Source organism: Streptomyces europaeiscabiei, assembly GCF_001550375.1.
GTDB classification, from domain to species: domain Bacteria; phylum Actinomycetota; class Actinomycetes; order Streptomycetales; family Streptomycetaceae; genus Streptomyces; species Streptomyces europaeiscabiei.
On record NZ_LRTR01000664.1, the window covers coordinates 20806 to 31017 of the forward strand.

A 10212-nucleotide genomic window follows, 5' to 3' on the forward strand; every position below is an offset into this window, starting at 1 on the left:
GCGGTAACTCACACGAGGTGGGTACCGACTCCCGCTGGTACTGTCCACGCAGCCCCGGGCGCCTTCGCGTCCAGGGGCGGGACCGTCGCCCCGCGAAGTATGTCGAGCACGACGACGGGATCCGCGGGAGCCCGCCGGCCTCTCCAGCCGACGTGACCGTCCGGGCGGACGAGCACCAGCGGCCGCTCGTACAGTTCCGCGGCGGCAGGGTCGGCGAGGCGCAGCACCGTCAACGGCACACCACACCCGCGTGCGGCCTCCACCGGAGGCATCGGGTCCGCGGAACCCGAGACCACGAGCGTGAACCCGCGCCCGAAGTGGTCGAGCACCGAGCTGCCGTCGGGCAGCCAGACGTGCGGCGCGCGGCAGCCGGGCCATGTCGACGGTATGTACTCGTCCGGCTCGTCGGGCGGTTCCGGACTGCCGTCCGGTACGCAGATCGGGGAGCCGCTGTACCGGTATCCGAGCTGGACGCCCGTGCAGCGGAACTCCTTGGCCCGAGACTCGCGGATCTCCTCGCCCATCTCACGTCGGACCCGTTCGCCTACCGCGTCCGTGTGGTCGAGCACCGGGTCGGGGACGAGCTGCGCGTCGGCCCTCCAGCTGCTGGAGGCTTCCGTGACGTTGCGGACGGCGATCGGTCGCCGCTCCTGTTCGTAGCTGTCCAGGAGAGCCATGTCTCCCCATCCTTGGAGGGTCGCGGCGAGCTTCCAGCCTAGGTCCACGGCGTCACCGATCCGGGTGTTGGCGCCGAAGCCCCCCTTCGGCCACAGCAGATGTGCCGCGTCGCCCGCGAGGAACACCCGGCCCTCACGGGAGGTGCGCGCCACGACGCAGTGGCCGCTCCAGGGTTGCGCCGCGAGGATCTCCACGTCGATCGGCGCACCGACGGCCTCGCGTATCCAGGTGACCGCGTCATCGGGGTAGGGCTCCTCGTCGAGGTAGACCGAGAGCCGCCATTCGTCCACGCCGTTGACGACCGTGATGTACGGCCCTGCGCGCCGACGACAGTGTGTGGATCTGTACCGCGGGGCCGCCCAGTCGCTCCCGCAGCAGGTCCAGCAACTGCGGCGCGCGGAAGTGCACAGCGAAGTTGTGCACCTGGGCGAACATGCCCTCGAACGGGATATCGAGCGCCCGACGTATGCCGCTGCGGCCTCCGTCGCAGGCCACCAGGTACGTCCAGGCCAGCGTCTCGGTGGCGCCGCTCGCCATGTCGCGCACCACGGCCAGGACACCCTCGGAGTCCTGCTCCATCGCGCGAAACACCGTGCGGTGTGGGTAGTCCGGGGGCGGTGCCGACTCCGTGCGTGCCTCTTCCGCGCAGCCTCAGCGGCGCAGGTGTCCATGGTGCGCGAAAAGATCGCCTCGCCTGCGGGAAAGGGCCCGTGGCCGTCGCCCTGATCGATGACGGTGACCGGTACACCGCGCCACCCCAACTCGGTCGCGAGGGCGAGGCCCACAGGCCCCGCTCCCACGACCCGGACGTGCCGAGATCCGGCTCTCTCGTGCTGGTCGGACAGAGAAGATCTGCCTCCCTGAGCAGGCGTCGGACCTCTCATGGTCTCGCCTCTTGAACCAGGGTCAGAATCGCACGCACATGTCGTTGTAGGGAAGACCTGGAAAAACACAAGACTTCTGACCAATCGTGTGCGGTGCTACGCTCGTCCCGGGTTCAAGAGACAGGGGATGTCGTGGTGACTCCTGCTGATCAGGAAGATGCCGGGAGCCACTGCCTGGCTCTGGTTGGCCGATGCCATCAGGACGTCGACAGAGGCCGGGACGCTGCCGGGATCGACGTGTTCGCAGACGGTGCCGAGTTCGAGGCGAACAGCCAGGTCTTCCGTGGGCGGAGCGAGATTCTCGACTTCCTCCTGGCTCGGGAGGCCGACGCGGCGAGCCAGGCCTTCCACGTACCAGCCAATGAGGTCACCACCGCTCAGGCCGGCGGGCCGCACGGCGAATCCGTCGAGCTGCGGGCGCTGATCCTGCCGCACGTGCGGTAGCCCGATGGGGCCTACGCCCTGGACCGTGTCCTCAACACCACCCACCAGTTCCGCCGTACCGGGGGCAAGTGGCGCATCACGCGCCGCATCTCAGGGCCGCTGCACCCCACCGTTTGACGGGCAAGGAGGCCCTCACGATGACGACGACCCCCCAGACCGAGGCCGGGACAGGGGCCGGCGGGACGCGAGCCGTCACGCTGCAGCTCTCCGAGCTGGTGCTCAAGACCGCGCGTTACGACGACATGGCCGCCTTCTATGCTCATGCCCTCGGGCACGGCCCGTTCTACGAGCGGACCCCTGACCCCGACGCCCCGCCGCGCCCCGCCGGCATGCCCGAGCGGGCGGTCGACGTCCGGCTGGGCTTCTTCCGCATCGCCGACGCCCCGAACAGCCAGGTGCTTGCTCTGTTCGGCATCGGAAGCCTGAGCGGGACGGATCCCTCCGGACCCGGCCTGCACCACTTCCAGTTCGGCGTCGGCACCCTGGGCGATCTCATTTCCCAGCACGAACACCTGGCCACCAGCGGCGTACGCCCGCACCGTGCGGCCAACCATGGACAGGCCACGAGCTTCTACTACCGTGACCCGGACCGCAACATCGTCGAGTTCTCCTGCCCCAACTTCGCCGCTGTCGAGGAGGAGGTGGCCTTCATGTCCGGCCCCGTCTTCGCGGCGAACCCCTCCGGGCTCGAACTGGACCCCGACCGCTTCGCCGCCCGCTACCGTGCCGGTGACTCCGAGCACGAGCTGCTACGACTCGACAACCGGGCGGTGGCCCTGTGACCAGGCTGGTCAGCACGGTCAAAGGCATCGGCAGGCTGGAGGACGACGGCGAGACCATCGCCTCCCTCGACGTAGACACGACCGAGCTCGGTACGGCTCTGCAGGGCGGTCTCGACCTCGGCGCCCTGGCCATGGCCGCGGTCCGCGACCGTGTGCCCACGACGCGGATCCAGCTCCTCGCTCCCGTCCCTCGGCCCTCGAAGATCTGGGTGGTGGGCTACGCGTACGCCGGCCACCGCACCGAGGTGGACTACGACGGCGTGGCGGAGGAGCCGGTCGTCTTCCTGAAGGCGCCGTCCTCGGTCATCGGCGCGGGCGAGCAGATCCGCTTCCCGAAGGCGGCTCCCGACGAGGCGACTACGAAGGCGAGTTCGCGGTCGTCATCGGCCGCCGCGCGATCGATGTGTCCGAGGCGGAGGCGTACGCGTTCGTCGCCGGCTTCACGATCGTCAACGACGTCAGCGCCCGTGACGTGCAGAAGGGCCGTATCCCCGGCCGGGCGGCCGATGTTCACCGCCGCCAAGAGCTTCGACACCTTCACCCCCATGGGGCCCGCCCTGGTCACGCTCGACGAATTCACCGACCCCGACGACCTGCGCCTGCGCACCTGGGTCGACGACGCACTGCGCCAGGACGCAGGCACCTCGCAGCTCATCCACGCCCTTGTCCACACCTGCGCCTGATCGACGGGGCGCGTCGGGGCGGCGTTACAGCCGGAGGAACGGCGCCCTCACCACACGATTCCGGCAGCCTACGGAGGACATGACGACATGAGTACAGAAGCCAGGAACAGCTTCGGCGGCGGAGACCCGTGGGGGTACATCCAGCCGTGGGACGAGGAGCGTTTCGGTCCGGAGGTCCACGACATCGAGCAGCGGGTGAAGTGGGAAATGGCCATGGCCATCGCCGGTGGCCTGCCGTACATCTGGCAGGAGCTGGCCCGGCCGATCTCCGAGATCGTCTACGGTCTCCTCGAACTCCGTGCCGGAGACCGGGTTCTGCTCATCGGTGAGGGCATCGCTCCCGCCGGGTGGGTCGAGGACATGCGGGCCCTGGTGGGACCGGAGGGCGTCATCGACACCGTGGAGATCATCAAGGACGGACGAAACGCCGTCCTGGGCAAGATTCCCGGCCGGAACGGCCAGGTCGGCTGCTGGCGCTGGTCGTACACGGACTCGGTGGACGACGAGGCATACGACTGTGTCGCCGTGCTGCAGGCGACACAGCACTGTGACGACTGGCACGAGACGGCCGCGGACCTGCTGCGGGTCATGAAGCCCGGCCGACGCATCGTGTTGGCCGAAGCGGTCCTGAAGGGAGCGACGTTCTACTCCCGTATCGACTCCGATGTCCACCTTCGGCAGTGGTTCGACAAACTCTTCGGGCATGTCCCCGCGGACGACATCCCCTACTACTCCGGAGAGCAGATCCGCGAGGCGTTCGGGGACAAGGTCGACAGCCCTCAGCTGATGGAATGGAAGGGCATCGAGATGTACTGGGGCCGAAAGAGGTGAGCACTGCCGTGGGCTTCAGGTAACAGGCCGCGGCACACATTCCCCTTCACTCGAGTCGATCCACTCATTCACCCAAGGACAAGGAGGTCCCCGTGAGGGTCGTTGAAGACGTCATGGTCCTGGGCTCCGACCATCCGTTGCGCAGTGTCGTCCGCGACGAGCACCTGCTGCTCTCGCCGCCGCATCCTCCGAAGGCGCCGGTCAAGCTGTGGCAGGAGCACCCGCCGCTGACCGTGGTGCACTACCCGCAGCAGTACGAGCCGGAGGCATTCGCCCCGCCGCGCGGTGTCTACGAGAACGACGAGATCCGTGTCGAGTGGCAGAAACTCGACGGCCGGCAGCCGTTCTACCACCGCAACTGCGACGTCGACGAGATCTCCTACCAGATCGGCGGCGAGCGGGCGCTGATGTCCGAACTCGGCGTGATCGAGTTCCAGTCAGGCGAGTTCTCCCGTATCCCGCGCGGGGTCGCCCACGACAACTACGGCCGTGAGGACAGCCACCTGCTGTTCTACATCCCCGCACCGGTCACCGAGCTGGCGCCGGCCCAGCGGGAGTCGGGGGCCGTGTTCCCGCCGTTCCCCGGCTGGCAGCCCGGCGAGGCCAATGAGGCGATCACTCAGTGCATGGCCGCGCTCGGCCACGACATCACCGTCTTCGGGGTCGACGAACAGCTCCTGCTCGAGCAGGTGCACCACGAGGACCGGCGGATGGCGGTGCTACGGGCCGATCCCGGTCAGGACGTCACCCGGCTGTACGCCACCGACCGCATCCGCCTCGCCATGGTCACCACCAATCCTGGCGGACAGCGCCGCTACCGGCGCACCCTCGACGCCGACGAGATCCAGTACCAGGCCCATGGCCACCGCACGCTGATCACCCAGCGCGGCGTCGTAGACCTCGAACCGGGCGATTTCGTGCGCATCCCACTCGGCATCTCCCACACCAGCGTCGTGACCGGGCCCGGTGACTACGTCAGTCTCCTCTCGCACCAGGAACTGCCCCAGGTCGCCGAGACCACGAGGACGGCGGACGCCTACACCCCCGAACAACTCCCGAGCCTCACCGTGGAGGTCCGCTGATGGCCACGATGCTTGCCCTGCGAGCGCACCAGGGCGCCGATGCACTCGCCCTGGACGAGATGCCCGTCCCCGAGCCAGGTCCGCTCGACGTGGTCGTGAAGGTTGCCTCCGCCGGCCTGGCGCCGGGCATCATGCGCCTGCTCCAGATGGGGGCGCTCAAGCATCTGCCCACCACCCTCGGCCACGAGGCCGCCGGCGTCATCTTCGCCATCGGCCGCGATGTCACGGGCCACGGGGTCGGCGACCGAGTGCGGGTGCACCCCCTGCTGAACTGCCGTGAGTGCGACTACTGCCGTACCGACCGGGACATGATGTGCGACCAGCAGGCCATGCTCGGCCACGCCGCCTTCGGCGATGCCCGGATGCCAATGTACGAGCAGTACCACGACGGTGGACTCGCGGAGTACATCCGTGTCCCGCACTGGCTGATCGATTCACTGCCGGACTCCGTCAGCTTCGACGTCGCGGCCAAGGTCCAGGATCTGGCCAACGCCGTGCGTGCACTCAAGTGTGCCGACCTTCCGGAACGGGCCACTCTCGTGGTCACCGCCGCGACCGGCACCATGGGAACCGCGACGGTCAAACTCGCGGAGCACTTCGGGGTCGCCCGTCTGATCCTCGTCGGCCGCGACGCCGAGCGTCTCCACCGCGTCGCCGGGCTCGCCGGCGGCATACCGGCCGGTGTCGTCGCACTCGACGAACTCCCCGAGAACTGGTCGACCGACGGCACTCTCACCCGGCGGCTGCGCGAGCTGGCACCCGCGGGGGCCGATGCCGTCATCGACTTCATCCCGGAGGGTCCCGCCCTCGGCCAGACCATGGCCGCCATGGCGACCGGCGGGACACTCGTGCACATGGGCGGCAACTCCACCCCGCTGTCGCTGCCCCCCATCGCCCTGATGATGCATTGCTGGCGCTTCGTCACCACTCGCGCGTGCACCCGCCAGGACACGACGGATGTCCTGCGTCTGCTCGAGACGGGCACGCTCACCGTCGACGAGCTCATCACCCATCGGTTCCCGCTCACCGAAGCGATCAAGGCCATGGACGCCATGCAGCAACGTGCCGACGACCCCATGTGGATGACCGTGATCAACCCCTGACCCGACGCACGAGCGCGTCACGGGTGGCGGTGGGCGTTGCCACAGCATTGCGCGACCGGTCGCGCTGGAGCTGTCGATCCATTGCTGCGGGCAGCTTCGTGACCATGCCGACCAGGGCCATCCAGGCGTGGAGCTCCTCCTCGTTCAGCCACCGATCGGATCCGCGGCCTCGCTGTCCCTTGCCGGCTCGGCTTGTCCGCCGGGGCTGTGTTCACCGGCCGGTGCGCTGGGGGTCCGCTTCACGGCGCGGTTCTTGGCCATGAGCGGATTCCATGTGCGAGGGACGGATGGCCTTTCTTGCGAAGCGGCCGGCCGGGCAGGTGAAGCAACGACGGCCAGGTCGTACGTGGTGCCGGCGATGATTGAACGCAGCTCCCACTGCCGGGCCCGTAGCGACGGCGAGTGGAATACCTGCGGCGAAAGCATGCCCCGTTCCTGCCGGGCGGTCTCAACGAAGGCTCCGATCCGTCACCAACCTGTCCGACGGCAGACCTGGGTCGCCGCCCGCAGATCGCTTGGTTGGTCTGCTACTTGTCGACCAGCGACATGTGGTGCTCGTTGTAGCGGTTTCCCCGCACCCCGACGCGGCCGGCGAGTCCGTTGAGGTCGGCCAGTTCGTCGGCGGAGAGCGGCAGCTGGGTGGCGCCGATATTCTCCTCGATGCGTGCGGCGCGACGGGTTCCGGGGATCGGAACGACCGACGGATGCTGCGCGAGCAGCCAGGCGAGCGCGACCTGCCCCGGTGTGGCGTCCTTGGCCTGCGCGAGCCGTGCGACGTGGTCGATGAGCACCTGGTTCGCCGCCCGGTTCTCGGCCGTGAACCGCGGAATGTTCGTGCGGACGTCGTCGGCGGTGAACGACGTGGAGGCGTCCACCGCCCCGGTCAGGAACCCCTTGCCGAGCGGGCTGAAGGGTACGAACCCGATCCCGAGCTCCGCGCAGGTCGGCAGGACTTCCGCTTCGGGATCCCGGGTCCAGAGCGAGTACTCGCTCTGGACCGCCGTCACCGGGTGGACCGAGTGGGCGCGGCGGATGGTCTGCGCACTGGCCTCCGAGAGGCCGAAGCAGCGGACCTTGCCTTCCTGGACGAGTTCACCCACCGTGCCGGCGACGTCTTCGATGGGTACCTGCGGGTCAACGCGGTGTTGGTAGAACAGGTCGAGCGTCTCGACCCTGAGCCGTTCGAGGGAGGCGGTGGCGACGGCACGAATCTGCTCGGGCCGGCTGTCGAGTCCGGCGGGGGCGCCGTTCTCGATGCGGAATCCGAACTTGGTGGCGATCACCGTATGGTCGCGTACCGGAGCGAGGGCCTCGCCGAGGAGTTCTTCGTTGACGTAGGGGCCGTACACCTCTGCGGTGTCGAAGAACGTGACTCCGCGGTCGACCGCACCACGGAGTACGGCGATCATGTCGGTGCGATCGCCGGGATTGGGGCCATAACTCTGGGACATTCCCATGACGCCGAGACCGATGGCGGAGACACTCAGGTCGCGTCCGAGTGTTCGGGTGTGCATTCTTCCTCCTCGTTGCTGTCAATGTCGCTGGGTGGGCTCCAAGCCGTAAAGAGTCCGCCGCAGTATCCGTTGTCGTTCTTGTGCCAGCGTCGGCCGGATGGAGACCGAGGAACTGCGATCATCCGTGCGCGGACGCGCGGGATGGCGCAGGATTTCATCGTGCGGGGGCGGTCATACCCCGGGGGTGGACGTAGCCGGTCCGGTACGCGACCGCGACAAGTTGGGCGCGGCCGCGGACGCCGAGCTTGGCCATGATGCGGTTCACGTGTGTCTTGGCGGTCGAGGGCGAGACGTGGAGCTGTTCGGCGATCAGGTCGTTGGAGAGGCCTGCGGCCACGAGGACGAACACTTCGCGCTCGCGTTCGGTGAGGCGCATCAGCTCCGGTGCTGTAGTGCTCGTCAGGTCGGGAGTGGCAAGGTAGTGGGCTATGAGCGTCTTGGTCGCGCCGGGTGACAGCAGTGCCTCGCCGTCGGCGACCAGCCGGATGGCGCGGAGGAGGTCGCAGAGCGCGACTCCCGTTCCGAGGATCCCGCTGGCCCCGGCACGTAGTGCCTGGAAGACGTACTCGTCGGTTTCGAGGGTTGTCAGCATCAGCACCCGTACACCCGCGAGGCTTTCGTCCGCCGAGATGGCACGCGTAGCGGCGAGGCCGTCCATACCGGGCATCATGATGTCCATCAGCACGACGTCGGCACGGGTGCTGCGGGCGAGCCTGACCGCCTCGTTGCCTGTCGCCGCCTCTCCGACGACCTCCAGGTCCGGTTCGGACTCGATGAGCACGCGGAAGCTGGTGCGGATCAGCGCCTGGTCATCGGCGAGCAGAACGCGGATGGTCATCCCTGCCTCCCCCGGCCAGCAGCAGGGGCAGCGTGCCAGCACCACTCATGAGGCGGGCGACTGCGGCATCGAGCAGGCGCGGGCAAGCGCCGGCCACCCGCCGCGGTGATGCCGGTCTGATCACGTCTTCACCGTTCCTTCGTGCGGATCCTCGGGTCCGGGCGGATGTGGACGTCCGTCCTTACCTTTGGGGCTGGTCCAGCGGGTTGTCGGCGTGCCGGCTCCATGAGGCGGCGGTTTGCGTTCACGGTCTTCTCCCCGGAAACAGGCGCTGGGCGTTGGCCGTCGTCAGGGAACGCCATGTGGTCCCGTCCACCGGCGACTCGGCCGCGTCGATCGCCGCGATGTGGGCGTCGGCCAGCGGGGCAGGTGTCCAGCAGTAGTCGCTGCCGAACAGCACACGGTCCGGATCGACCAGTTGGAGCAGCGCCGGGACCTGGCGTGGGAAGGCGGTGCCCGCCATGTCGTAGTAAAGGGCCCGCAGTTGCTGTACAGCGTCGGGGCTGGGCGGCTGCTGCGCAGGCAGGAACAGGCTCATGAACTCGTTGATGCGGTCGGCCAGGACGGGAATCGCGCCGCCGCAGTGCGGGACGATCACCCGCATGTTCGGGTGACGCGTCAGGACACCCGCCATCACCAGGTCGGTGACGGTGCGGGCTGTGTCGAAGATGTACTCGACCATCGGGCGTGGTCTGCCGAGAGCGGACTGTTGCCAGCACACGGGTGAGGTGGGGTGCAGGAAGACCACGGCGCGGCGGCGGTCGAGTTCCGCGAAGACCGGGTCCAGACGCTGGTCGCCCAGGTAGACGCCGTGCGTGTGTGTCATCAATGCCACGCCGTCGGCGCCGAGTTCGTCGAAGGCATATGCGATCTCCTCCAGCGTGCCGTCCACGTCCGGGAGGGGGAGCGAGGCGAAGTTGCCGAAGCGGCCGAGGTGGCTTCGGGTCAGTTCGGCGGTGTACTCGTTGACGCGCCGGGCCAGGAGGCGGGCCGCCTTGTCGTCGCCGAAGTGGACGCCGGGGGAGGACATGGACAGCATCGCGGACTCGATGCCGTTGCGGTCCATCAGGTCGAGGTGGGCTTGCACGGACCATGACGGCCAGCCGCCCATGCCGTCGGGGTGGGAGTGGCCGGCCGCCGTCGCCTGTTGGACGTAGAAGTCGGGAAGGAGGTGGGCATGAACGTCGATGAGGCCGTACGGCATGGCAGCGCAATCCTTTCTCGTGGGCTTGGGTGGTCGAGGCCGCGTGTGCACTCGGCCTACTCCACCTGCTCGCCTCCGGCCAGCCGGACCTCTTCGTTGTCGAGGGCTGCCTGGAGGCGGCGCAGCACGGTGTCGTCGATGTGCCGTTCGTCGCGCAGGCGGACGACGG

The 10212-nt window shown here is 68.4% G+C and carries 11 protein-coding genes and 2 pseudogenes; 7 read left to right on the forward strand and 6 right to left on the reverse strand.

The window, feature by feature from the left end:
* Positions 1 to 8 precede the first annotated feature (8 nt).
* The 3 genes and pseudogenes from AWZ10_RS48480 to AWZ10_RS55895 all read right to left on the reverse strand — a co-directional run.
* The gene (locus AWZ10_RS48480) at positions 9 to 968 is read right to left on the reverse strand and encodes an FAD-dependent monooxygenase (RefSeq protein ID WP_052769443.1); all 960 of its coding nucleotides are present in this window, start codon (positions 966 to 968) and stop codon (positions 9 to 11) included.
* A complete protein-coding gene (locus AWZ10_RS55275; protein ID WP_341846111.1) occupies positions 916 to 1269 on the reverse strand; it encodes an FAD-dependent monooxygenase in 354 nt (117 codons plus the stop codon). The genes AWZ10_RS48480 and AWZ10_RS55275 overlap by 53 nt, the downstream gene beginning before the upstream one ends.
* Before the next feature lie 80 nt (positions 1270 to 1349).
* Positions 1350 to 1562, reverse strand: a pseudogene (locus AWZ10_RS55895) (FAD-dependent monooxygenase); the annotation flags it as partial.
* 237 nt (positions 1563 to 1799) lie between these two features.
* On the opposite strand from AWZ10_RS55895, the gene AWZ10_RS32525 reads away from it, so the two are divergent.
* The 7 genes and pseudogenes from AWZ10_RS32525 to AWZ10_RS32550 all read left to right on the forward strand — a co-directional run bounded on the left by AWZ10_RS32525 (position 1800) and on the right by AWZ10_RS32550 (position 6487).
* Positions 1800 to 2006: a hypothetical protein gene (locus AWZ10_RS32525; protein WP_060892776.1), complete on the forward strand. Its 207-nt coding sequence runs from the start codon at positions 1800 to 1802 to the stop codon at positions 2004 to 2006.
* A gap of 137 nt (positions 2007 to 2143) precedes the next feature.
* Positions 2144 to 2788, forward strand: a complete 645-nt coding sequence (locus AWZ10_RS32530) for a VOC family protein (RefSeq protein ID WP_060892777.1) — start codon at positions 2144 to 2146, stop codon at positions 2786 to 2788.
* A pseudogene (locus AWZ10_RS55900) lies at positions 2736 to 3188 on the forward strand (hypothetical protein); the annotation flags it as partial. The gene AWZ10_RS32530 and the pseudogene AWZ10_RS55900, both read left to right, overlap by 53 nt.
* A gap of 1 nt (position 3189) precedes the next feature.
* Positions 3190 to 3471: a fumarylacetoacetate hydrolase family protein gene (locus AWZ10_RS55905; protein WP_408997577.1), complete on the forward strand. Its 282-nt coding sequence runs from the start codon at positions 3190 to 3192 to the stop codon at positions 3469 to 3471.
* A gap of 87 nt (positions 3472 to 3558) precedes the next feature.
* The gene (locus AWZ10_RS32540) at positions 3559 to 4302 is read left to right on the forward strand and encodes a methyltransferase domain-containing protein (RefSeq protein WP_046702455.1); all 744 of its coding nucleotides are present in this window, start codon (positions 3559 to 3561) and stop codon (positions 4300 to 4302) included.
* Between the two features lie 92 nt (positions 4303 to 4394).
* Positions 4395 to 5384, forward strand: coding sequence for a hypothetical protein (locus tag AWZ10_RS32545; RefSeq protein WP_060892779.1), 990 nt, complete (start codon positions 4395 to 4397; stop codon positions 5382 to 5384).
* The gene (locus tag AWZ10_RS32550) at positions 5384 to 6487 is read left to right on the forward strand and encodes a zinc-dependent alcohol dehydrogenase (RefSeq protein WP_046702453.1); all 1104 of its coding nucleotides are present in this window, start codon (positions 5384 to 5386) and stop codon (positions 6485 to 6487) included. The genes AWZ10_RS32545 and AWZ10_RS32550 overlap by 1 nt, the downstream gene beginning before the upstream one ends.
* A gap of 527 nt (positions 6488 to 7014) precedes the next feature.
* Here the strand turns inward: AWZ10_RS32550 and AWZ10_RS32555 are convergent.
* From AWZ10_RS32555 to AWZ10_RS32565, 3 genes are all read right to left on the reverse strand, one after another.
* Positions 7015 to 8001, reverse strand: a complete 987-nt coding sequence (locus tag AWZ10_RS32555; RefSeq protein ID WP_046702452.1) for an aldo/keto reductase — start codon at positions 7999 to 8001, stop codon at positions 7015 to 7017.
* Positions 8002 to 8155: 154 nt separating this feature from the next.
* Positions 8156 to 8839: a response regulator gene (locus tag AWZ10_RS32560; RefSeq protein WP_046702451.1), complete on the reverse strand. Its 684-nt coding sequence runs from the start codon at positions 8837 to 8839 to the stop codon at positions 8156 to 8158.
* A gap of 244 nt (positions 8840 to 9083) precedes the next feature.
* The gene (locus AWZ10_RS32565; RefSeq protein WP_046702450.1) at positions 9084 to 10043 is read right to left on the reverse strand and encodes an amidohydrolase family protein; all 960 of its coding nucleotides are present in this window, start codon (positions 10041 to 10043) and stop codon (positions 9084 to 9086) included.
* Positions 10044 to 10212: the final 169 nt, after the last annotated feature.

Excerpts from the sequence above, each read along its gene's own strand:
- AWZ10_RS32530 (WP_060892777.1), top strand. The coding sequence starts at position 2,144 with ATGACGACGACCCCCCAGACCGAGGCCGGGACAGGGGCCGGCGGGACG.
- AWZ10_RS55905 (WP_408997577.1), top strand. The coding sequence starts at position 3,190 with ATGTGTCCGAGGCGGAGGCGTACGCGTTCGTCGCCGGCTTCACGATCG.
- AWZ10_RS32540 (WP_046702455.1), top strand. The coding sequence starts at position 3,559 with ATGAGTACAGAAGCCAGGAACAGCTTCGGCGGCGGAGACCCGTGGGGG.
- AWZ10_RS32550 (WP_046702453.1), top strand. The coding sequence starts at position 5,384 with ATGGCCACGATGCTTGCCCTGCGAGCGCACCAGGGCGCCGATGCACTC.
- AWZ10_RS32555 (WP_046702452.1), bottom strand. The coding sequence starts at position 8,001 with ATGCACACCCGAACACTCGGACGCGACCTGAGTGTCTCCGCCATCGGT.
- AWZ10_RS32560 (WP_046702451.1), bottom strand. The coding sequence starts at position 8,839 with ATGACCATCCGCGTTCTGCTCGCCGATGACCAGGCGCTGATCCGCACC.
- AWZ10_RS32565 (WP_046702450.1), bottom strand. The coding sequence starts at position 10,043 with ATGCCGTACGGCCTCATCGACGTTCATGCCCACCTCCTTCCCGACTTC.